The 22,504-nt window shown below is 73.4% G+C and carries 17 protein-coding genes; 9 read left to right on the top strand and 8 right to left on the bottom strand.

Annotated features, from left to right (window positions below; genetic code table 11):
* Nucleotides 1-9: 9 nt before the first annotated feature.
* The 4 genes from ACQZOG_RS22275 to ACQZOG_RS22260 all read right to left on the bottom strand — a co-directional run bounded on the left by ACQZOG_RS22275 (nt 10) and on the right by ACQZOG_RS22260 (nt 1,839).
* Nucleotides 10-507 carry a hypothetical protein gene (locus ACQZOG_RS22275; RefSeq protein WP_028961804.1) on the bottom strand — a complete coding sequence of 166 codons (498 nt, stop codon included), beginning with the start codon at nt 505-507 and terminating at the stop codon, nt 10-12.
* Nucleotides 504-1,025, bottom strand: a complete 522-nt coding sequence (locus ACQZOG_RS22270; protein ID WP_430741747.1) for an SseB family protein — start codon at nt 1,023-1,025, stop codon at nt 504-506. The genes ACQZOG_RS22275 and ACQZOG_RS22270 overlap by 4 nt, the downstream gene beginning before the upstream one ends.
* Nucleotides 1,026-1,156: 131 nt before the next feature.
* Nucleotides 1,157-1,468: a WXG100 family type VII secretion target gene (locus ACQZOG_RS22265; protein WP_019527761.1), complete on the bottom strand. Its 312-nt coding sequence runs from the start codon at nt 1,466-1,468 to the stop codon at nt 1,157-1,159.
* Between the two features lie 38 nt (nt 1,469-1,506).
* Nucleotides 1,507-1,839 carry a WXG100 family type VII secretion target gene (locus tag ACQZOG_RS22260; RefSeq protein WP_019527760.1) on the bottom strand — a complete coding sequence of 111 codons (333 nt, stop codon included), beginning with the start codon at nt 1,837-1,839 and terminating at the stop codon, nt 1,507-1,509.
* Nucleotides 1,840-2,177: 338 nt separating this feature from the next.
* Between ACQZOG_RS22260 and ACQZOG_RS22255 the strand changes: the two genes are divergently transcribed.
* The gene (locus tag ACQZOG_RS22255) at nt 2,178-2,489 is read left to right on the top strand and encodes a DUF397 domain-containing protein (protein ID WP_019527759.1); all 312 of its coding nucleotides are present in this window, start codon (nt 2,178-2,180) and stop codon (nt 2,487-2,489) included.
* Nucleotides 2,490-2,517: 28 nt separating this feature from the next.
* Here the strand turns inward: ACQZOG_RS22255 and mycP are convergent, their stop codons facing one another.
* A complete protein-coding gene (gene mycP / locus ACQZOG_RS22250) occupies nt 2,518-3,768 on the bottom strand; it encodes a type VII secretion-associated serine protease mycosin (protein WP_163088226.1) in 1,251 nt (416 codons plus the stop codon).
* A gap of 80 nt (nt 3,769-3,848) precedes the next feature.
* Entirely contained in the window at nt 3,849-5,372 is a 1,524-nt protein-coding gene (eccB, locus tag ACQZOG_RS22245; RefSeq protein WP_163088224.1) for a type VII secretion protein EccB, read from the bottom strand.
* Between the two features lie 182 nt (nt 5,373-5,554).
* Between eccB and eccE the strand changes: the two genes are divergently transcribed.
* The 8 genes from eccE to ACQZOG_RS22205 all read left to right on the top strand — a co-directional run bounded on the left by eccE (nt 5,555) and on the right by ACQZOG_RS22205 (nt 17,916).
* Nucleotides 5,555-6,883: a type VII secretion protein EccE gene (eccE, locus tag ACQZOG_RS22240; RefSeq protein WP_430741746.1), complete on the top strand. Its 1,329-nt coding sequence runs from the start codon at nt 5,555-5,557 to the stop codon at nt 6,881-6,883.
* Nucleotides 6,880-7,704, top strand: a complete 825-nt coding sequence (locus ACQZOG_RS22235; RefSeq protein WP_033277424.1) for a hypothetical protein — start codon at nt 6,880-6,882, stop codon at nt 7,702-7,704. Before eccE ends, ACQZOG_RS22235 begins: the two co-directional genes overlap by 4 nt.
* A gap of 266 nt (nt 7,705-7,970) precedes the next feature.
* On the top strand, nt 7,971-11,657 hold the full coding sequence (locus ACQZOG_RS22230) for an SCO5717 family growth-regulating ATPase (RefSeq protein WP_430741745.1): 3,687 nt from the start codon (nt 7,971-7,973) through the stop codon (nt 11,655-11,657).
* A gap of 328 nt (nt 11,658-11,985) precedes the next feature.
* Nucleotides 11,986-13,863, top strand: coding sequence for an ABC transporter substrate-binding protein (locus ACQZOG_RS22225; RefSeq protein ID WP_359499628.1), 1,878 nt, complete (start codon nt 11,986-11,988; stop codon nt 13,861-13,863).
* A gap of 15 nt (nt 13,864-13,878) precedes the next feature.
* Nucleotides 13,879-14,955 carry an ABC transporter permease gene (locus tag ACQZOG_RS22220; protein ID WP_351036453.1) on the top strand — a complete coding sequence of 359 codons (1,077 nt, stop codon included), beginning with the start codon at nt 13,879-13,881 and terminating at the stop codon, nt 14,953-14,955.
* Nucleotides 14,952-15,887: an ABC transporter permease gene (locus ACQZOG_RS22215; RefSeq protein WP_033277422.1), complete on the top strand. Its 936-nt coding sequence runs from the start codon at nt 14,952-14,954 to the stop codon at nt 15,885-15,887. Before ACQZOG_RS22220 ends, ACQZOG_RS22215 begins: the two co-directional genes overlap by 4 nt.
* Nucleotides 15,884-16,915, top strand: a complete 1,032-nt coding sequence (locus ACQZOG_RS22210; protein ID WP_430741744.1) for an ABC transporter ATP-binding protein — start codon at nt 15,884-15,886, stop codon at nt 16,913-16,915. The genes ACQZOG_RS22215 and ACQZOG_RS22210 overlap by 4 nt, the downstream gene beginning before the upstream one ends.
* Nucleotides 16,912-17,916: an ABC transporter ATP-binding protein gene (locus tag ACQZOG_RS22205; RefSeq protein WP_193469438.1), complete on the top strand. Its 1,005-nt coding sequence runs from the start codon at nt 16,912-16,914 to the stop codon at nt 17,914-17,916. The genes ACQZOG_RS22210 and ACQZOG_RS22205 overlap by 4 nt, the downstream gene beginning before the upstream one ends.
* Nucleotides 17,917-17,931: 15 nt before the next feature.
* On the opposite strand, the gene ACQZOG_RS22200 is transcribed toward ACQZOG_RS22205, so the two are convergent.
* Together ACQZOG_RS22200 and ACQZOG_RS22195 are read right to left on the bottom strand one after the other, a co-directional pair.
* Nucleotides 17,932-18,894 carry a bifunctional riboflavin kinase/FAD synthetase gene (locus tag ACQZOG_RS22200; RefSeq protein ID WP_033277419.1) on the bottom strand — a complete coding sequence of 321 codons (963 nt, stop codon included), beginning with the start codon at nt 18,892-18,894 and terminating at the stop codon, nt 17,932-17,934.
* Between the two features lie 141 nt (nt 18,895-19,035).
* Nucleotides 19,036-22,437: a trypsin-like peptidase domain-containing protein gene (locus ACQZOG_RS22195; protein ID WP_430741743.1), complete on the bottom strand. Its 3,402-nt coding sequence runs from the start codon at nt 22,435-22,437 to the stop codon at nt 19,036-19,038.
* Between the last annotated feature and the right edge of the window lie 67 nt (nt 22,438-22,504).

Genomic DNA, 22,504 nt, shown 5'->3' with positions numbered 1-22,504 from the left:
CTCCTGCCTCTATCGCGGGGCCTGATCGGGGCCGGTTCCGCCGTCACGGTCGACCGGTTCCAGGCGGCCGCGAATCTCGGTGCGCTTCTCCGCGATGCCGTGCCCCTCGAAAAATTCGGTGACCGGATGGTCGTCCTCGAACTGCTGCTGCCGCTCGAGCATCATGGCCTTGTACCGGGTCTTGGTCTCGGTGACCAGGAAGTCGTTGATGGTGGCGCTCAGCGCGGCGACGATCACGTCCGCGTCGTCCGCGATGCAGCCGAGGCCGTGGCACCACTTGTCGAGGAAGTCGTTGACCGCGCCCGTCACTTCGTTCGCCCCGGTCTTGTCCTCACCGGCCAGCGAAGCCAGATCGAAGGCCGCCTCGGCGCGTTCCTTGGAGATCTTCCGCGCGGCGGCCGTGGACTCTTCCAGGGGGTGCGCGATCGACTGGAGGAACTGGACCTCCCACTTGAACTCGCCTCCGTCCGCGCCCAGCGGGATGAGCCATCCTTGGGTGTCACTCATGCCGCGCTCCCACGGGAGCGGTACGAGATGTGCAGGACCGGCTCGATCCTCGTGGCGGCCGAGGTGAGGCGTACCGCATGCTCGGCGGCCGGGTCCAGCCACACGTCGAGCCCCGGCGGCAGCAGGCCGAGAACGTCGGCGCCTGTCGTCGAGAACCAGGCTCCTCCGCCCGTGAACAGCGCGAACTGTTCCAGCGATGTGAACACCGGTATCAGCCGCGTCGGCTGCTCCGTTGTGTCGGTGGCGTCGGAGACGACGGCCAGGTCGAGGATGCGAAAGCCCTGAGGGGCGCGTTGGTCCTCGCCCGGTACCTCCGACGCGGTGACGGTCAGGAAACCGGGGGCGTCCGGTCGTTCGCAGTAGACGCGGGCCCGCAGGAACGTCTCGAAGACGTCATGAGGTGACGCGCCCCCGTTCCTCGCGCGTCGCACGACCTCGACCAGGCGCGTCTCGTCGTCCGGCTCACCCGGGTGTTCCGGCGCAGCCGTGGTGTCCGTGCTTCCCCCGTTCGCACACATGCGCCCAAAGATCACACATGCGCTTCACGGCGCGCAACGCGCCTTTGCGACATGCCTCGTGGTGTTTCCCACATGCCAAGAGGCGGCCCTGGGGCGGGCCGCCTCCTGTCCTTTCGGGTCGGCGAGGCCGGTCAGCCCATCAGCATGCGGAAGCGGGCCGCGTTGCCGTGGTCCGTGTCCTTGTAGCCGATGACCGAGTCGTCCAGCAGCTTGGCGATGCGGTTCAGTTTCTGGCACATCTGGTCCATCTCCGAGCTGCTGCTGCGCTGGATCTCACCGTAGGCGGTCTTCGCCTCGCCCTCCCAGGTCTCGGCCACGGCCTTGACCTTGCGCATGAGGACCTCGAGCTGGTCGGACAGCTCCTTGGCCGTCTTGCGCACGTCCTGGGCGGCCTGGGTGACGGTGTCGAAGTTGACTGCGGTGCGGTCGTAATTGACGCTCACTGTGCGTTTCTCCTGGGTAGCGGGCGGCGTTGCTGCGGTCAGGCGAGGTCGGTGATGCGGCTGGTGACCTGGTACGAGTTGTCCACCTGCCGGATCTCCGTGACACGCTGCTGCTCGTGCTCGCTGAAGCCCTTGACGCTCATCCGCATGACGTCCTCGAGGTCGACGAGGTCGTCCTGGATCTTCTTCAGGTGCTGGTTGACGCCGCGCTGGACGGAGTCGAACTCCTTGCCCGCGGCACCCTGCCAGCCCGCCTGGATCATGTCGACGACAGCGTTGAGGGACGTCACCCTGCTGCTCACGTCCGTATGGAAGTCGCGGATCTTGTTCGCGAGCTCGGTCAGGTCCGAGTCGCTGTAGTTGACGCTCATGGTCGCTTGCCCTCCTTCGATGCACCGGCGGCCGGGACCACCGTGACGGGCCGCCGTGGATGGATATCCAGGCTGTCCTGGCGGGCAAGAACCGCTGCACCCCGCGCGACGCGTGGTCGCAGCGCCGCGCCGCCCCCGTGCCGTACCACACTCGTGGCACCGAAGCCACTTTAGTCACTTGACGTGGGGGTTCCAACTGCAAAGCGAGGACAGGCCAGTTCGTGGCGGGTACCGTCCGCCAGATGCGTGTGATCCGGTCATCCGGGGGTCTCGCGAAGCAACCCCCAGTACGGTGACCGATGGATCGTTGGTACGTCACGAAAGGACACCGTTCCGCCATGGCAGAGCTGCCGGACCAGGGGCGCGAGACGCCCGAGGAGATCAAGGCGCGCAAGGAGCGCGAGCGGGACGAGCTGTACGCGCTGGACATCTCCGGCGTCGAGTGGCACAGCGCCCCGGGCACGGAGACGCATGAGGAGCGGGTGGAGATCGCGTACCTGCCCGGCGGCGCCGTGGCCATGCGGTCGTCACTCGACCCCGGCACGGTGCTGCGGTACACCGAGGCGGAGTGGCGCGCCTTCGTCCTGGGCGCGCGCGACGGTGAGTTCGACCTGGAGACGTCTCCGGAGGGTGCGGCAGCCGCCGACTGACCTCCTGCAGGGGCCGGCGGCAGGCACGTCAAGTTCCTCGTGCTTGCCGGCGGCGGCGCAGGTCGCGCAGCACGACAGCCGTGCCGGTGACGACCGCGACCAGGACGGCGGTGATTCCCAGCGCGTAGGTGGCGTGGCGTTCGTCGCGTTCCGCCGGCGTCTCGGCCAGGGAGAACGGGGCCACGTCGGGAGCCTGGGCCCGTGGCACCCCGGGGTCGGGAGCGGGCGACGAGGGAGGGTCCTCGACGTCGGACTCCTGGACGGCGCGGACGGGGTCGATCACTCCCCAGCCGACGAAGTCGTCATGGCCGTTGACCGAACGCTCCGCCGTCTGCTCGATCTGCGTCACGATCTGGGCCGTGGTCCAGCCGGGGTGCTTCTCCTTCAGCAGAGCCGCCACCCCCGCGGCGAAGGGTGCCGAGAAGCTGGTGCCGCTGTCCGTGCACTGGCCGCCGCCGGGCACCGTGGAGACGATGTCGACCCCGGGGGCGGCCACCCCCACGAAGCTTCCCGTCTGGGAGAAGGCCGCGCGCTCGTTGTTCCGGTCGGAGGAGGCGACGGCCAGCACGCCGTCGAAGGCCGCGGGGTAGGTGTTCTTCTGCTTGCCGTCGAGGCCGTCGTTGCCCGCGGAGGCGACCACGACGACCTTCTGCTCGATTGCCTTGCGGACGGCCTCGGCCAGGGCCGAGGTGTTGGACAGCGGCTTGGTGGTGTCCTGGGAGATGTTGATGACATCGGCGCCGCGGGCGACGGCATGGTCGATGGCCCGGGCCATGCTGTCGGAGTCGCCGCTGCTGTCGGCGTCGTTCTGGCGGATGGGGATGATGGTGGCGTTGGGCGCCAGACCGACGAATCCGGTACCTTCCCGTGGCCGGGCGGCGATGATGCCCGCGACCTTGGTTCCGTGCCCTACCTGGTCGTCGGTGGGGTCGCCGTCCTTCCCTCCGGCGAGCAGATCCAGCCCGGCCGCCTTGTCGACGGCCCCGGCGAGTTGCGGGTTCTTGTCGTCGACGCCCGTGTCGATGACGGCCACCCGCACGCCCTTGCCCTTGTCGGTGCCCTGCCACAGCTCGTCGAGCAGGACGCGCTGCAGCGCCCACGGGCGGGCCCTGAACTGCCGCTCGCTGGGATAGGTGCACTCACCGCTGCCCGTGAGCCGCACCGGCGCCTGCGGGCGTGCAAGACCGGCCTGGTCGGGCGCGGCCCCGGTTCCGGGCGGGCTGACACCAAGAGCGGTCAGGGCTACGGCGGCCAGCAGAGCGGTCTTCGTCGGCGACACCGGTTCGGTCCTCTTCTCGTCCGTCGTCCATGGTCCGTTCGCGCGAGGTGGACATGCGTCGTCCACCCTTGGCCGTCGGATCACGAACCCTGCGGCTGCCGGGCGCTGTTGGTGTCGAGGCGCGGCCCCTTCGCCAGGAACTCCGACCAGGCCAGCGGAATCTTCGACGGCCGTACGTTCTGGTAGCCGAGCTTGACCTGTGCCTCGCTGGGCTCGGGGCTGCCGTCCGGCCCGCCCTCCGGATCGGCCCCGATGTCCGAGGTGTCGCTGTCGCTGTCCCCGTTCGCCTGGACGGCGTACCGCAGTCCGGTGTCCGTCACCAGGAAGAGGGATCCGGCGTCGGACGCCGTGCCCTGGATCTGGGTGTAGAGCTGCCCCGTTCCCGGTGTGACGTACGTGCTCGTGCCGTCGGCCGTGATCTCCACCGGGAAGTCCTTGCCCGCCCAGGTGCTGAGGACCGTCGAGTTGTCCTTGCCCACGTCCCGGAGCACGCTGCACACGGTGTCCCGTCCTCCGTCGGAGGAGTTGACCTGGCGGACGCGCAGGTCCGGCCAGTCACCGGACTGGCCCTCGAAGGGCTCGGGGTCGGGGGTGAAGTCCTGCAGGCCCACGGTGCGGGCCTCGCCGTTCATGTTCAGTTCGGCCGTCTGCGGCGAGGAGATCAGCAGCCACGCGGTGAACTCGGTGACCGGCTGTACCTTGCCCGGCAGGACGACGTAGTGCTGGGTTCCTTCGCCGGTCTCCGTCCTGAGGACCATACCGACCCTGTTCTCGTCCTCCGACAGTTGTCCCGGCACGTCCGCCGGGCCGCCGACGCCGGAAGGGAGCTCCGGGAAGCGGAGCGGGTCGCCCTCGTGCAGGGTGGCGAGCCACTCGTCGGTGACGAGTTGGGGCTTGCGGGAGCCGACGAGCGCGAGGGTCAGCGGGTCGGACTTCTCGCCGGTCACGGCGTACGCGGTCCCGCGGGCGTCGACGAGGTAGCGCTCACCGGCGCGGGTCCTCACGTAGAGGGCGTCCCCGCCGGACAGCCGGCCGGCGTCGTCGGTCCTCTTCCGGTCCGCGTCGGCGAGCACGAACGTGGCCTCCTGGACCGTTCCCTTCCCGTCCTTGCCGCCGGGCTGTGCGCAGACGGCCCAGCGCTTGGCCTCGCCTGCCACTTCGGCCGAGGGCAGGCGGTCGGGCGCGTAGGGGATGCCGAGGATCGGCCCGCGCGGCAGCTTGCCGGAGTCGAGGACCTCATCGCTGACCTGGACGACCCGGTAGCCCGCGTCCTTCATCAGCAGGCGTGCGGAGGCCAGGTTGAGGACCGGGTGCAGGCGGGTGACGCCGTCCGTCTTGAGGACGACGTAACGGGTCGTCGACTGCTTGCCCACGATCACCCGGGTACCGGGCTCGTCCCAGCCCGTGGGCGCCGTGGGCTTGAACATCCCCCACGCTCCGAAGACGCCCAGCACCAGCACGCCGACGACCAGACTGGGGACGACGGCCCGCAGCGGCCGGGGCGCCCCTTCCTCCGATCCGGACGGCGAGGGCTGCAGAAAAGCGGCCAGCATGCGCCGCTTCGCAAAGGTGTAGGCGTTGAGTTCGTCCCGCCGTGATGCCATCAGTGCCTGCCGCTCCCCCACTTACCGCCCCGGGTGCGAATCCCCGGCCGTCCGCTGTCGGACGGGCCCCCTACTATGCCTGGTGATCGTCGGAGTGCGGCGAACGGGTAGGGTACGCGAGCTCATTCTGAGCCGCTGACGGTGTTGTTGCTCAGGCTGTTGTGACCAGAGCGGGGGATGGAGTGAGGGCTTCGAGGACGCGGGCGCGCGGCCCGGCGGGGGCGACGCGAACGCCGGCGGCCGGGCCGCAAAGGGCCTCCGGACCGTCGGCCGACGACCGGCCGACGCGGGGGGCGCTCCAGCTCAGGGTGCTTCCGGGGCGGGGCAGTTCGTTCCGCTTGCAACGACTCGTGCTGTTGGAGATCGCCGCCGCCCTCCTGCTCGTCGGGTGGGTGATCGGCCCTGCGGCGCTGGTACCGGGCGCGGTCGTCGCCGTGGGGTTGGCGGTCCTCGCCCTGGTCCGCCGTCGTGGGCGCTCCCTGCCCGAATGGCTCGCCACCGCACGGGCGTTGCGGGCGCGGCAGAAGCGGGCCGCGACCCTGGAATTGCCCCCGGGTGCCGAGCCGGGGCTGACGCCGGTACTGGAGTGCGACCCGGCCCTGCGTACCCACTCCCACGGCCCCCGCGACCGTCGTCCCGTCGGGATCGTCGGGGACGGGACCTTCGTCACCGCTGTGGTGCAGGTCGAGGCGGATGCCACGGCGTTGCGGGCCGAGCGGAACCGGCGGCCGTTGCCGTTGGCGCTGGTGCGGGACGCGCTCGAGGTGGACGGGATACGGCTGGAGTCGGCGCAGGTGGTGCTCCACACCCAGCCCGCGCCGGCGCTGCATCTGCCGCCCCGGTCGGTGGCGGTCACCAACTACGCGCCGCTGCAGGCGCAGACCGGCGCTCCTGCCGTGCGCATCACCTGGATCGCCCTGAAGCTGGATCCCGAGCTGTGCCCGGAGGCCGTGGCCGCCCGGGGCGGCGGTCTGCGGGGCGCTCAGAAGTGCGTCGTCCGCGTCGCCGACCACCTGGCCAGCCGGCTGACCGGCGCCGGGTTCCGTGCGACGGTGCTGGACGAGGAGGAGCTGATCTCCGCCGTCGCCACCTCCGCCTGCGCCAATCCTCTGGTGACGGCCGAGGCGGGGCGGTCCGACCGGCGGGAGCGGCGTACCGAGGAGTCCAGCCGCAGCTGGCGCTGCGACAACCGGCGGCACACCACGTACTGGATCCGCAAGTGGCCGTCCCTGGGTGGCGACCGGGGTACGTCCCTGCACCAGTTCGTCGCCCGGGTCACGGGGGTGCACGCGCTGGCCACCACGATCAGTCTCACCCTCGCCCCCGGCGACCGGCGGGAGATGTCGCTGACCGGTCACCTCCGGGTGACCGGACGCAGCGCCGAGGAACTGACCGAGGCACGGCGCGCCTTGGAGGCGGCCGCCCGGGACGCGGGTGCGGCGCTGACCCGGCTCGACCGGGAGCAACTGCCCGGCGTGCTCGCCACTTTGCCGCTCGGAGGTGCCCGGTGACCGCCACGACGACACAGAGCCCCCAGGGGGCGGGCGCCTACGGTGTGCCGCCGCGCACGGACGCGCCGGTGGGCGGCGGGCGGACCGCCCCGGACCCGGGTGGGCGGCGGGCGCGGGGCTCGTCGCGGTCCGGCCTCGGGCTGTTCGGACCCCGGCACGGCCGGCACACCCTGTCCGCGGACGACCTGGACGGCCTCGCGCTGCCCATCGGGGACGACGGTGTCGTCATCGGGGTGGACTCCCAAGGGCAGCCCGCCGTCCTCGGGTTGAACCGTCCCACGCCGTACGACGTCGTGCTCATCGGTGGTCTGTGGACGGCGCAGGTGCTCGCGTTGCGGGCCGCGGCGACCGGCGCCCGGGTGGCCGTGGAGACCGGCCGGCCCCAGGCCTGGACGCAGATGATGCACGCCATGGGCGGCGGTCAGAACGGTCTTTCGGTGTACGACGTCGGACGTGTGCCCCCGCAGGGCGCCTCGGCCGGCACGCCGGTGCTGGTGGTGCGGGACTGCGGCATGCGGCCTCCGCGCGGGCGCGTGGTGTCCGGGCCGTGGCAGTCGGTGCTGACCCTGCTGCCCTACCTCAGCCCTGTCGCGCCCCGTCTGGTCCGGCAGGCCCGGCTTGTGGGCGTTCAGCGGATATCTCCGGACGAGGCCGCCGAACTGGGGCGCACGATGGGGCTCCCCCGCGCCGACGTCGACGCCCTGCCGACCCTCGTAGACGGTGTCACCCTGTGGTGCTCGGACCGCGACCGGCAGTACGTGACGACGCAGCCGACCGATGCGGAAGTCGGGCTGCTCGGGACACCGCGACGGATGGACTGACGTCCCGGATCCGGGATTTCGATGCGGTCGGCCCGCTTTCGTCCGGTTCCGGAGGGCGGGCCACCCTGGTCGCGCGGGCGTGACGCGGGCGTCTCGCGGGTGTCGGGGACCGAGCGGAGGGCGGGCCTCCCGGGGTGACGGTCGTGGTGATTAGGCTGGTACCGGTGTGACGCCAGAACCTGTCGTACGGGTACGGCGTCCTGACGGGGAGGGCACATGGTCGCCCCCAGCACGGCACAAGGGTGCTCGACCAACCAGGAGGAACTGTGAGCAGCGATCGGGACGGTACGCACGGGAGCTGGGCGACCCCCGGCGATGACCAGCCCGACGCGGAGTCCGCCGTCGAGACGACGGGCGAGTTCACCATCGACTACGCGCCGCCGGCCTGGTACACGCAGAACGCCTCGGAGGCGGCTTCCCCGGCCTCGGCCGCCGGTTCCTCCGCCTCCGCGTCGCACTCGGACGCCGAGCCCGAGTCCGGTTCTGATACTGGTTCTGGTACTGGTTCTGGTGACTCGTCCGGTTCGCCTGCGGGTGACGGTGAAGCGGGTGCTTCGGGTGCTTCGGGTGGTTTCGGGGGCTCTTCCTCCTTGTCCGCCGGGGCCGTTCCGCCGCTGCCCGGGCTGACCCCGCCGCCGCACGCCGTGGGGGCCTCCGGGCCGTCCGCCCTTCCTACGCCTCCGCCGCCCCCGGCGCCGGCTCCCGGTGCGCCCTTCACCCCGCCCGCGCCCGCCCCGGGCGCCCCGTTCACGCCGCCCGCGCCCGCGCCGGGTGCGCCGTTCACGCCTCCCCCGCCGCCCTCCGGCGGGCCTGTCGCCGTGCCCCGGCTGCCCGTGGGGAGCGGCTTCGAGCCCCAGCAGCCGGAGCCGAGCGCACAGGAGGAGAAGAAGCCCGACACGGCTTCCCCGGACGCTTCTCCGTCTCCTGCCGCCGTACCCGTCATGCCGGTCGGGCAGCAGCCGTCGCAGCACATCGAGCCCTCCGACGGCACCGACAGGGGCGACATCGAGAGCGGCGCCACCATTCGGTTCTCCGCCGCCGCCCTGAAGCGTGAGATCGCCGAGCGTGACGCGGCGGCCGCCGAGGCGGAGAAGGCGAAGGAGGAGGACGCCGCCTCCGGGGACGACGCGGAGGCCACCCCCGTGTCCGAGGCCGACGACGTCCCCGTGTCCGAGGCCGACGCCGCCCGCGAGTCCGACAGCCGCGACGACACCGGCGGTTCCGAGGCTTCGGCAGAGCCTGTTGTCGGGGAGGGCGAGGCTCCCGGCGAGTCGGCCGAGTCCGGTGGCGACGCCGACGGGCGTGAGGGGCTCGACGCCGACGAACGGGAAGGGCTCGACGCCGACTCCTTCGGTCCCGAGGACGTCGAGAGCGCCGCCACGGTCGACGAGGTCGACGAGGACGACGCGTCCGCCGAAGTCACGGACGACGTTCCCGCAGTGGGCGAGGAGCAGGGCCAGGACGAGCCCCAGGACTCCGTGCCGTCCGACAGTGAGCCGGAAGACTCCGTTCCCGCCGGTGCGGACGAGCAGGACGACGAGCCCGAAGATGCCGTTCCGGCATCAACCGACGCTCCTCAGTCGCCTGCGGCTCCGCCCGCGTTCCCGGGCGCTCCGCCGGCGGGCGGCGACTGGTCCGTGCAGCCTCCGCAGCCGCAGGCTCCGGAGGGCGGGACTCCCGCTCCGCAGGCGCCGTTCCAGCCGCAGGCGCCCCAGCCGGCGCCGGCCGCCTGGAACCCCCCGCCGGTTCCTCCGGCTCAGCCGGCACAGCCGGCAGCGGCGGCTCAGCAGCCGCCGCAGGCTCCGACGCCGCCCGCGCCCCCGGCCGGGTACGGCTTCCCGCCCGCCGGGCCCACGCAGCCGCCGGCCCAGCAGCCCGGATACGGCTTCCCGCAGCCCGCCACACCGGCGCAGCCGCAGGCCGAGCCGTCCGTGCCCGCCGCCCAGCAGCCGCCGCAGGCTCCGACGCCGCCCGCGCCTCCCGCCGGGTACGGCTTCCCGCCCGCCGGGCCCACGCAGCCGCCGGCCCAGCAGCCCGGATACGGCTTCCCGCAGCCCGCCACACCGGCGCAGCCCCAGCCCCAACCGGGTGCTCCCACTCCGCCCGCCGGGTACGGCTTCCCCCAGCCCGGCCCCTCCGCCGGCGCTCCGGCTGCGCCCACTCCCCCGGCCCAGCCCGGCGGTTACGGCTTCCCCCAGCAGCCCACCCCGCCCGCACAGCCGCAGCCGCAGGCGCAGCCCGACCAGCCCCAGCAAGCGCAGCAGGCCCACCCCGGCGTCCCGCCCCAGGCACAACCCCCGCAGGCGCCCCAGGCCCCGCACGCCCCGCAGGCAGCCCAGGCTCCGCAGCCGCCCGTCGACCCGCGGACCGGCACCGCCTGGCCGCAGCCCGTGCAGCACGACCAGCGCCAGCCGGTCAACCCCGGCGCCGCGCCCCTCGGTTACACGGCCGCCGTCGAGCTGTCGTCCGACCGCCTGCTCAACAGCAAGAAGCAGAAGGCCAAGAGCAGCCGTCCCGCCACCGGTGGGTCGCGGTTCAAGCTGGGCGGCAAGAAGGAGGAGGCCGAGCGGCAGCGGAAGCTGGAGCTGATCCGCACGCCGGTGCTGTCCTGCTACCGCATCGCCGTCATCAGCCTCAAGGGCGGCGTCGGCAAGACGACCACCACCACCGCGCTCGGCGCCACGCTCGCCAGCGAGCGGCAGGACAAGATCCTGGCGATCGACGCCAACCCGGACGCCGGCACGCTCGGCCGCCGTGTGCGGCGCGAGACCGGGGCCACCATCCGTGACCTCGTCCAGGCGATCCCGTACCTCAACTCCTACATGGACATCCGGCGGTTCACGTCGCAGGCGCCCTCCGGCCTGGAGATCATCGCCAACGACGTCGACCCCGCCGTCTCCACGACGTTCAACGACGAGGACTACCGGCGCGCGCTCGACGTGCTCGGCAAGCAGTACCCGGTCATCCTCACCGACTCCGGCACGGGTCTGCTCTACTCCGCCATGCGCGGGGTGCTGGACCTCGCCGACCAGCTCATCATCATCTCCACGCCGTCCGTGGACGGTGCGAGCAGCGCCAGCACCACACTGGACTGGCTGTCGGCGCACGGATACGCCGATCTCGTGTCCCGGTCCCTCACCGTCATCTCCGGTGTGCGCGAGACCGGCAAGATGATCAAGGTCGATGACATCGTGTCGCACTTCGAGACGCGCTGCCGCGGCGTGATCGTCGTGCCGTTCGACGAGCACCTGGCCGCCGGCGCCGAGGTCGACCTCGACATGATGCGGCCCAAGGTGCGCGAGGCGTACTTCAACCTCGCGGCGATGGTCGCCGAGGACTTCGTCCGGCACCAGCAGTCGCACGGGCTGTGGACGTCCGACGGCAACCCGCCGCCGGTCGCCGCCCCGCCGATGCCGGGCCAGCCCATGCCGGGCCAGCCCATGCCGGGCCAGCCGGTCCCGGGCCAGCCCTACCCCGGTCAGCCGGTCCCCGGTCAGCCCGTGCCCGGACAGCCCGCTCCGGGACCGTACGTGCCGGGTCAGGCCGTCCCCGGTCAGCCGGGCGGGTACCCGCAGCAGCAGCCTCAGCCGCCGCAGCACCCCCAGCAGGCACCGCAGGCCCCACAGCCGCCTCAGGCTCCGCAGCCCCACCCGGGCCAGCCCTACGCCCACCCGGGACAGCCGGGCCAGGGGCAGCCAGGTCAGCCGGGTCAGCCGGGCCACCCCCCTGCTCAGCCCGGCCAGCCCCCGGCCCAGCCGGGCCACCAGCCCTACCCGGGCCAGCAGCCCCAGCCGGGTCAGCAGCCCCAGCCGGGTCAGCAGCCCCAGGCAGGTCAGCCGGCCCACCCGGGCGAGCAGCCGCAGCCGGGTCAGCCCCACCCCCAGGCCCCCGCCCAGCAGCCCTACCCCCCGTACCCCGGCCAGCCCGGTCACCCCGGCCCCGCCCAGCAGTAGGCGGGCGCCAGGGCGCGGCCCGGCCCCACCCCGCACCGCGCGTGAACGAAAGCGGCCCCTCCGACACGAGGGGCCGCTTTCACATGTCCGCGCCGCTGGTCGCCACCAGCCGCCGGTCGCCCCCAGCCTCCGGCCGTCGCCAGCCGCCCACCAGCACCGCGTCACCGGTCCAGACCAATGGGCGCAAACTCTGCGTCAACTCAACGTTTCCGCAGGCCACATGGGGTGCACGCGCCGTTGACGGCCGTACGGACCGCTGATAGACACACCCTCACTCATCTGATCAACCCGTCCCACCCGTGCGATCGACGACACGAGGTCTGCGCCCATGGACACGAACGATCAGTACGGCGGTCACCACCGCACCCCCACCCGGGCCCGAGGTGGCGGAGCCCGGCTCGTCGTGGCGGCCGGCGCCGCCGCTCTCGCGCTCGGTGCCGGGCTCGCCACTCCCCTCGGTCCCGCCCCGCAGCAGGCCCACGCGGCCGACGGCGACGGCAAGGTGCTGACGGTCGCGGTGGCGCAGAGCGTCGACTCGCTCAGCCCGTTCCTCGCGGTGCGGCTGCTCAGCACCAGCATCCACCGGCTCACCTACGAGTACCTCACCAACTACGACGCCGAGGACAACAGCGTCGTACCGGGGTTCGCCACCGAGTGGAAGTCCTCCCCGGACAAGCTGACCTGGACGTACACCATCCGTTCCGACTCGACGTGGTCGGACGGTGAGCGGGCCACGGCCGAGGACGCGGCGTGGACGTTCAACACGATGATGACCGACCCGGGGGCGGCCACCGCCAACGGCAGTTTCGTCTCCAACTTCGAGACGGTGACGGCCCCGAGCCCCACCCGGCTGGTCATCAAGCTGAAGAAGCCGCAGGCCACCATGACGGCGCTGGACGTGCCGATCGTGCCCAGGCACGTGTGGGAGAAGGTCGACGACTTCACGAAGTTCAACAACGACAAGGACTTCCCCGTCGTCGGCAACGGGCCGTTCGTCCTCACCGACTACAAGCCCGACAGCTACGTACGGCTGAAGGCCAACAAGGACTTCTGGCGGGGTGCGCCGAAGTTCGACGAGCTGGTCTTCCGCTACTACAAGGACCAGGACGCGGCGGTGTCGGCGCTGCGCAAGGGCGAGGTGTCGTTCGTCGCCGGGTCGCCCTCGCTCACGCCCGCCCAGGCGGCCTCGCTCAAGGGCGAGAAGAACATCCGGGTGAACGACGCCCCCGGCCGCCGCTTCTACGCGCTCGCCACCAACCCCGGCGCCCGGGCGAAGAACGGCGAGACGATGGGCGACGGGCACCCCTCGCTGTTCGACCAGCGGGTGCGCAACGCGCTGTTCAAGGCGGTGGACCGCAAGACGATCATCGACAAGGTGTTCCAGGGGCACGCCGTCGAGGGCGCGGGCTACATCCCGCCGCGCTTCTCGCAGTACTTCTGGAAACCGTCGCCCGGCCAGGAGCTGACGTACGACCCGGAGGAGGCCGGCCGGATGCTGGACCAGGCCGGGCTGAGGAAGAACGCGGACGGGCGGCGCGTCGGCAAGGACGGCAAGCCGATCACCTACCGCGTGCTGTGCCACGCCACCGACCCGAACGACAAGGCGATCGGCCAGTACCTCCAGGAGTGGTGGGGCGAGCTGGGCATCGGCGTCACCCTCAACTGCCTGGACAACGTGACCGATCCGTGGCTGGCCGGTGAGTACGACCTGGCCTTCGACGGCTGGTCGGTCAACCCCGACCCGGACTTCGTGCTGTCGATCCACACCTGCGCCGCGTTGCCCGCCACCCCCGAGGAGACGGGCGCGACCGACAACTTCATCTGCGACAGGACGTACGACGAGCTGTACGCGCGGCAGCTCGCCGAGTACGACCCGGACAAGCGGGCGGCGATCGTCAGGCAGATGGAGTCGCGGCTGTACGACCTCGGGTACATGAACGTCATGGCGTACCCGAACGCGGTGGAGGCGTACCGCACCGACCAGATCGAGTCGGTCACCACCATGCCGGCGAAGGCGGGCAACATCTACGGGCAGGACGGCTACTGGAGCTGGTGGTCGGCGGTGCCTGCGGACTCGGGTGACGCCTCCGGTGGTTCCTCGTCGACGGGGGTGGTCGTCGGGATCGTGGCCGGTGTCGTCGTCCTCGCCGGTGTGGGCGCCTTCCTCGCCGTGCGGCGCCGGGCGACGGCCGACGAGCGTGAGTAGCGGGCGGAGGTGCCGATGACCGCCGACGCGGCGTCCGCACCGGTCGAGAAGCGGGGTGCCGCCGGTCCGGTGACGGACGGACCGGCGGCACCCCGCGGGCCGCGCGTCCGCACCACCGCCGCGTATCTGCGGTACGTCGCCGGAAAGCTGGCGGGCGCGGCGGTGTCGCTGCTCGCCGTACTCGTCACCAGCTTCTTCCTGTTCCGGCTGATCCCCGGCGACCCGGTGAAGTTCATGACCGGAGGCCGGCAGGTGTCGGCCGAGCAACTCGCCAACTACCGTGAGCAGTTCGGTCTCGACCTGCCGTGGTGGCAGCAGTTCACCGACTACTGCGGCAAGGCCCTCACCGGCGACCTGGGGACCTCGTACCAGTTCAACGCCCCGGTGATCGACAAGATCGCCGAGGCGCTGCCGAACACGCTGCTGCTCACCGGCACGGCCTTCGTGATCTACACCCTGCTGGGCGTCTTCCTCGGCACGCGGTCGGCCTGGCGGCACGGGCGGCTCGGCGACCGGCTCCACACCGGTCTCGCGCTGACCCTTTACTCCGTGCCGTCGTTCTGGCTGGGGCTGCTGCTGATCGTCACTCTGGCGGTCGGGATCGGGCCGCTCCCGGGGCTGTTCCCCACCGGGGGCATGGAGTCGGGCGGCGAGGAGGGCTTCGCGTACGTCCTGGACGTGGCCCATCACCTCGTGCTGCCGGTGGTGACGCTGGTGGCCGTCGAGTACGGGCAGACGCTGCTGGTGACGCGGTCGGCGCTGCTGGACGAGATGGGCAGTGACTATCTGACCACGGCCCGGGCCAAGGGGCTGCGCGACGACCTCGTGCGGCGGCGCCACGCGGTGCCGAACGCGCTGCTGCCGACGGTGACGCTGATCTTCATCAATCTGGGCCGCACGGTGGCCGGGGTGATCCTGGTGGAGACGGTGCTTTCCTGGCCGGGCCTCGGCGGGCTGTTCTACCAGGCGCTCAGCGTGCCCGATCTGCCGCTGGTGCAGGGGCTGTTCTTCGTGTTCGCCGCCGCGGTGATCGTGATGAACACGCTGGCCGATCTGATCTATCCGCTCCTCGACCCCCGGGTGGGCCGATGACTGCCGAGAACGGGACGGCCAAGGGGCAGGCGGCACCGACGGTCCGGGCGCGTTCACTGGCCTGGCGGCGGCGACGGGACTCGGCCGCGCGTTTCTGGCGGCAGTACCGCGGCCACCGGGCCGGGGTGTTCGGCCTGGCGGCCCTGCTGCTCTTCGCGGTGCCGGCGCTCGCCGCTCCGCTGCTGGTCGGCTCGGACGTCGCCGACGTGACCGACGCGCCCGGCGGCCCGCTGGAGGACCCGAGTGCCCGGTTCCCCTTCGGCACCGACCGGTTCGGGCGGAACCTGCTGGGTCTGGTGATCTGGGGCGCGCGGGTGTCGCTGCTGGTCGGGCTGCTCGCGGCCGTCCTGTCGGTGGCGATCGGCACCCTGATCGGGGTCACGGCGGGGCACTTCAAGGGCTGGTACGCGACGGTGGTGATGCGGATCACCGACTGGTTCCTCGTGATGCCGACGCTGGTGCTGGCGATCGCGCTGGCCACGGTGATGCCGCGGTCGCTGCTCACCATCGTGGTGGCGATCGGGGTGACCACCTGGCCGACCACCGCCCGGCTCGTACGGGCGCAGACGCTGGCCGTGGAGACCCGGCCGTACATCGAGCGGGCGCGGGCGCTGGGCGGCGGGCACCGGCACATCATGGCCCGGCACGTGCTGCCGAACGTGATGCCGCTGGTGCTGGCGCAGACGACGCTGATCATCTCCTCGGCGATCCTCGCCGAGGCCACGCTGGCCTTCCTCGGGCTCGGCGACCCGACCGTCGTGTCCTGGGGCGCGCTGCTGCAGGACGCGCGGGAGGCGGGCGCGGTGAGCTCCGGGCACTGGTGGTACCTGGTGCCGCCCGGTGTCGCCATCGCGGTGGTGGCGCTGGCGTTCACGCTGTGCGGGCGGGCCGTGGAGCAGGTCCTCAACCCGAGGCTGGGGGTGTCGCGTTGAGCCTGCTCGAGGTGAGGAACCTGACGGTGACGTACGCGGGCGGCGCGGCGGCCGTGCGCGGGGTGGACCTGCGGCTGGACGCCGGGAGCAAGCTCGGGGTCGCCGGGGAGTCCGGCTGCGGCAAGTCCACGCTCGCGCTGGCGCTGCTGCGGCTGCTCCCCGCGGGCGCCCGGGTCGGCGGGGAGATCCTGCTGGACGGCGAGGACGTGCTGACCATGAAGTGGGGCCGGGTGCGGGCGGTGCGCTGGGCCCGCGCCTCGATCGTCTTCCAGGGCGCCATGCACTCCCTCAATCCCGTGCACCGCGTCGGCGACCAGATCGCCGAGCCGGTCCTGCTGCACGGGCGGGCGACCGCGGCCGGGGCCAGGAAGCGGGCGGGGGAGCTGCTGGAGCAGGTGGGCCTGCCGGCCGCGCGCGCGTCGGCGTACCCGCACGAGCTGTCCGGCGGTCAGCGCCAGCGGGTGATGATCGCGATGGCGCTGGCCTGCGACCCCCGGCTGATCGTCGCGGACGAGCCGACCACCGCGCTCGACGTGATGATCCAGGCGCAGATCCTGCGGCTCGTCGAGCAGTTGGTGGCCGACCAGGACGTGGGGCTGATGATGATCAGCCACGACCTGGCGGTGCTCGCCGGCACCTGTGACCGGCTCGCGGTGATGTACGCGGGGCGGATCGTCGAGGAAGGGCCCGCCGCCCAGGTGTACGAGGACGCCCGGCACCCCTACGCGCGGGCCCTGTCGGACGCCTTCCCCCGCATCGGCGACCCGTCCTCGCGCTTCGCGCCGCGCGGCCTGCCCGGCGACCCGCCGGACCCGTCGGCGCTGCCGGGCGGCTGCACGTTCCACCCGCGCTGCCCGGTGGCACTGGACTCCTGCGCGGTCGAGGACCAGCCGCTGCGTCAGGCCCAGGCGGGGTGGCGGGCGGCCTGCGTACGGGTCGGACGGGACGGGCCCGAAGGCGCGGGCCCGGACCGGCGGCGCGAAGGCGTCCCCCACCCCGGCTCGGAAGCGAGGCCCGACATCCCATGACCTCCGTGAAGCCCGCGCTGCTCAGCGCGAACCGCGTGCACGTTGCCTTCCCCGGGCGGCACGGCGCGCCCGACGCCCGGGCCGTGGACGGGGTCGACCTCGGCATCCGGCGCGGCGAGATCGTCGCGCTGGTCGGTGAGTCGGGGTGCGGCAAGACCACGCTGGCCCGCGCGCTGCTGGGACTCGTCGCTCCGACCGGGGGCGGTGTCGTCTTCGACGGGCGGCCCCTGGAGTACTCCGGGCGCTCCCTGAAGGCGTACCGGAAGCGGGTCCAGTTGGTGCTGCAGGACCCGAGCGGCTCCCTCAACCCCCGGCACACCGTGTACGACGCGGTGGCCGAGGGGCTGCGCGTCCACGGTCACCGCGGCGACGAACAGGCGGCGGTGGCCGAGGCGTTGTCCCGGGCCGGGCTGCGGCCGCCGGAGCGTTTCTTCCTGCGCTATCCGCACGAACTGTCCGGCGGTCAGCGCCAGCGGGTGGTGATCGCGGGCGCGCTGGTGCTGGAGCCCGAACTCCTCGTCGCCGACGAGCCGGTGGCGTCCCTCGACGCGTCCGTACGCGGCGAGATCCTGGCGCTGCTGCTGCGCCTGCGCGACGAACTCGCGCTCTCCGCGCTGGTCGTCACGCACGACCTGGGGCTGGCCTGGAACATCGCCGACCGGGTGGCGGTGATGTATCTGGGCCGGATCGTGGAGACGGGCCCGGTGGAGCAGGTCCTGACGGCTCCCCGGCATCCGTACACGCGGGCGCTGCTGTCGGTGCTCCCCGAGGCGCCCGGCGACCCCGTGGTCCTCACCGGTGAGCCGCCGGACCCGTCCCGTGTCCCGCCCGGCTGCCGTTTCCACGCGCGCTGCCCGATCCTGGCGGGCGGCGAGGCGGAACGGGCGGGAGTGGCCGAGGCGTGCCGGACGCGCGACCCGGGGATCCTGAGCGGCGACGACACCGCTCAGGTCGCGTGCCACTGGGCGGCGGCACGCCGGTCCCCCGAAGGGACCCGCTGACCTCCTGGAGGGACCTCAGGCGTCCTTGTCCCGTTCGGCGGCCTCGACGAGCTCCTTACACCGTTCGACGTCCCGCCCCATCTGCGCCAGCAGGTCGTCCAGCGTGTCGAACTTCGCCTGGCCGCGCACGAACGCCAGGAAGTCCACGGCGACGTGCAGCCCGTACAGGTCGAGGCCGACGCGGTCGATGGCGTACGCCTCGACCGTCCGCTCCGTGCCGTCGAACTGAGGGTTGGTGCCGACGGAGATGGCCGCCGGCATCGCCTCGCCCTGCGCGTGCAGCCAGCCCGCGTACACCCCGTCGGCGGGGATCGCGGTGTGCGGGAGCGTCTCCACGTTGGCCGTGGGGAAGCCGAGGTCGCGGCCGCGCTGGGCGCCGCGCACGACGACGCCCTCCACGCGGTGCGGGCGGCCCAGGATCTCGGCGGCGCCCTCGACCTGGCCCTCGGCGACCAGCCGGCGGGTCAGCGTGGAGGAGAACGGCTCGCCGCCGCCCGCCTCGCCGGACACGAACAGGTCGACGACCTCGACCTCGAAGTCGTAGACCTTGCCCTGCTCGGCGAGGAACTGCACCGTGCCCGCGGCCTTGTGTCCGAAGCGGAAGTTGGGGCCCTCGACGACGGCCTTGGCGTGCAGCTTGTCGACCAGCACCTTGACCACGAACTCGGCCGGCGACAGCTTCGAGAACTCGGTGGTGAACGGCAGCACCAGCACCGCGTCGACGCCCAGGTCCGCCATGAGCTCCGCGCGCCGGTGGTGCGGGGCCAGCAGCGGCGGGTGGCTGCCGGGGCGGACCACCTCGCTGGGGTGCGGGTCGAAGGTGACGACGACCGCGGGGACGCCGAGCTCGCGGGCGCGGTCCACGGCGTGCCGGATGATCAGCTGGTGACCGCGGTGCACTCCGTCGTAGGAGCCGATGGTGACGACGCTGCGCCCCCAGTCGTGGGGGATGTCCTCCAAGCCACGCCAGCGCTGCACTGTGACTGCTCCTTGTCGAAACCTTGTCGGACGAACCCGAGTCCGTGGACTTCTCTGCGCAGCTCTAAGAGTGCCATGCCGGGCCGCCCCGGTTCGCATCGGCATGGGGGCTGTGTGACGACGTGCACGCGCCGGGTGGCGTCAGACGGGCACGGCCGCGCCCGTCAGCTCGTCGATCACCTCCCGGGTGGCGGGTCCGACGAGCGGCCCCCAGACGTGCGGGGCGTCCGTGAGCCAGCCGGCCACGGCCGCCGCGAGGCCCGGAACGTGGCGGGCCAGGTCGGCGAGGGTGCGGTCGAGACGGACGGCGCCCTCGGCGGTGCGGACGAGCAGCAGGGCCGTGCGGTGGACGAGCACCCGCAGCTCGGGCCCGGTGTTGCGGGCGGCGGCGCGCAGCACCGCGTCGAGCACGCCGGGGTCGGTCTCCCGGTCGAGGAGCGTGTCGAGCAGGCCGCGGCGCAGGGCGCGGGAGGCGGAGGTGCCGGGCGCGGCGAGGACGCCGGCGAGGGCCTGCCGCAGGGGGCGCGGGCCGCCGTCGAGCAGCTCGGTGAGGAGCAGGCGCAGTACCGCGCGGACGGCGGGGCCGAGGTCGAGGTGACGGTCGGCGTACCCGGCGACGCAGCCGGTCAGCTCGGGCCGCCGGACGGCCGCCTCCCGGACGAGGGCGGCGACCTGCCGGGCCAGGGCGGGCGTGGTGGCGTCGGCGAGGGCGCGGAAGGTGTCGTCCGGGTCCGTGCCCCGCGTGAGCCGTGTGCGGAAGGCGTCGAGTACGGGCTCGGTGTGGGTGGTGAGGGCGTCGGTGAGCGCGCCGGGCGGGAAGTGCGGGTCGCCGGCCGCGAACCGCTCCAGGGCGCGGGCGAGGTGGCGTCCCCTGCTGTCCGGGTCGCGGACGAGGAGGGCGAGGGCGCCGCCGTGCAGGACGCGGTCGGCGGTGCGCACCAGGACCGAGAGGGCGGCGTACCGCAGCAGGGTGCGGTCGCCGAGGTCGCGGGCGTACGGCGCGACCCGCAGGCCGTGGGTGACGGCCGCGGCGCGGCGGGTGGGGCGCGGGTCCTCCGCCCAGCGGTCGACGGCCCGGCACAGGACGCCCGGCTCCTCCTCGGCGAGCACGGCGAGGAGTTCGTCGGCGCGCCGGTGCGGGCTGTCGACGAGCGCCTCCGTCAGCGCGTCGGGCGCGGCGTGGCGGTAGGTGTGCAGCAGGGCCTGCGCGGCGGTCGCCACGGTGGCGTGCGGGGTGGCCGGCAGGGGCCGCTCGTCGTCGAACCAGCGGATCAGGTACGGCAGGACGGTCTGGGGGTCGGCGGTGAGCAGTCCGGCGGCGGCGTCGAGGAAGCGGGGGCCGCTCTCGCACGGGGGCCCGTCGGCCGGTACCAGGCGGCGCAGCAGGGCGCAGCGCGCCTCCACGGGCAGCCGCAGCCGTGTCCAGAAGGCGGGACCGAGCTCGGGCGGGACGGTCCGCCGCTGCTCCCGCCAGGCCACGACGCGGTCGGCGAGCAGCCGCAGCACGTCCGTGTACGGGCTCGCGTCGGGGACACGGGCGAGGACGCCGGTGAGCAGGCGGGAGGCCCACCAGGAGCCGGGGTCGGCGTCCAGGGCGTGCGTCAGGTCCGCGAGGCGCGAGGCGAGCCGGGCGGGACCGTGCCGGCGGGCGAGGCACAGCAGCGCCTCGGTGACGGGGCCGATGCGGTGGCGGGGCACGGGGTCGGTGCCGGGGGTGGGTGCGTGCACGAGGGTGTGCAGGGCGCCGTCGAGGTCGAGGTGGGCGCCCTGGAGCCAGTCCGCGAGCTCCTCGTGCCCGAAGCGGTGGCCGTCCCCGGCCGGGACGAGCAGCCCTTCGGCGAGCACGGCGTCCGCCCATCCGGGCGCCGTGCCGCCGTGCTCGTCGAAGACCGTCCCGGGCCCGGACGCGGGGAACAGCTCCTCGAACGACGCGCGGTCCAGCGTCCCGTCCTCCGTGCCGAGGCAGCGGCGGGCCGCCTCGTGCGCCTTCCCGGCGGCCCGGACGGCCAGACGGCGTACGGCGGTGCCGCGGGCGCCGAGCCCTCCGGCGAGGCGCTGGGCGATCCGCAGGCACGTCAGGTCCAGGTGGGCGGCGAACACGTCGTCGCGGTCGACGGGGCCGTCGGGCGCCGTCGCGGCGACGTCGGAGCGGACCTCGGCGAGCAGCCGCAGGGTCAGCGGGTGGGCCGCGTCGGCGTCGGTGACGGCGCCCTCGGGGATGCCGTGGCGGGCGCGGGCCTCGCGTGCCTCGTCGGCGGTGAGGTCGCCGAGGACCACGCACGGCGGGAGGCTTTCGGGCCCCGCGCCGCCCCGGTGCAGCAGGGCGGGCGGGTAGCCGGCCTCCTCCCAGTGCGCGGCGCCGCAGGACACCACCAGACGGGTGCCCGTCGCGTGCAGACGGCGCAGGGTCTCCTCGGTCCAGGCGGCGCGCCGCCGGTACAGGCCCGGCGGCATCTGCTCGGGGTCGTCGAGGAGGAGCAGCAGGGGGCGGCCGGCGGCGCGGGCGAGCGCGGCGAGACGCTCGGGCGTGAGGTCGCCGAGGTCCTGCGGCGGAAAGGGCAGCGAGGCCGTCGCGTCGGCGGCGGCCCGCTCCAGGGCGCGGCGGGCGGCGTCGGCGAGCGAGGTGTCGTCCTCGCGCAGGTCGGCCCCGCGCAGCCACAGCGTGGGCAGGCCCGCGCTGTGGCGGCGGGCGGCGAGCGCGGCGAGTTCGGTGCTGCGGCCGCTGCCGGGCGGCCCGACGAGGCCCAGGACGGTCGCCCCGCCCCGCTCGAAGGCGTACAGCTCGGCGCGGACGCCGGTCCGTTCGACCGGTTCCACGAGCGGCAGCGGGGCGTGGCGGGCCGCAGAGGCGGCGGTGAGCCCGACCAGCCCGGCGAGGTTGAGGTCGGTCCCGTACGCGGGGACCGTGGCCGCGTTCTCCATGAGCAGCGCGGCGAGGGCCGGGACCGTGGGGCGCAGGGGGACGGCGAAACCGACGTCGGAGGCGGAGGTGCGCAGTGCGGTGCCGAGGACGCCGACGACGGTGCCGGTCACCGGGTCGAGCACGGGGCCGCCCGCCGCGCCGCCGCCGAGCCGCAGCGCGTCCCGTCCGGCCGTGCCGACGGCGAGCTCCAGGGCGCCGGGGACGCGGTGGGCGCGGTCGGTGGCGGTGTACGTGACCGTGGTCGTCCCGAGCACCCGTGCCTCACGCCAGCCGCCGGCGGGGATGCGCACGTACGCTCCGGTCCGCACGGCGTCCCGTGAGGTGACCGGGAGCGGGGCCACACCGAGGTCACCGCCGCGGACCAGGGCCAGGCCGAGGGCGGGCAGGGGGATGACGGCGTCGGCGGTGACGATGCCGTGGCGGCCCTCCGCGCCGTGCAGGACGAGGCGGGGCAGGCCGTCGACGGCCTCGTGGCTGGTGATCACGGTTCCGTGGCGGTCGGCGACGAAGCCGGTGCCGCGGGGGCGGCCGGCCAGGTCGTGGAGCGCGACCAGCCCGGGGCCGGCGGTGGACCGGAACCGCTCGAGGGCGTACCCCGGGGCGTCGGGCGACGGCATCATGGAGCCTCCTGCCGTGCTGTACCTGGTGCCTTGTCCGTGACCTTAGGGCCCCGAAGATCAGCAGCGC

Origin of the sequence: Streptomyces sp. P13-3-3 (genome assembly GCF_050571355.1) — a bacterium.
Taxonomy (GTDB): domain Bacteria; phylum Actinomycetota; class Actinomycetes; order Streptomycetales; family Streptomycetaceae; genus Streptomyces; species Streptomyces althioticus.
The sequence above is the reverse complement of the archived record's forward strand: the minus strand, read 5'-3'. Positions and strand labels throughout refer to the sequence as shown.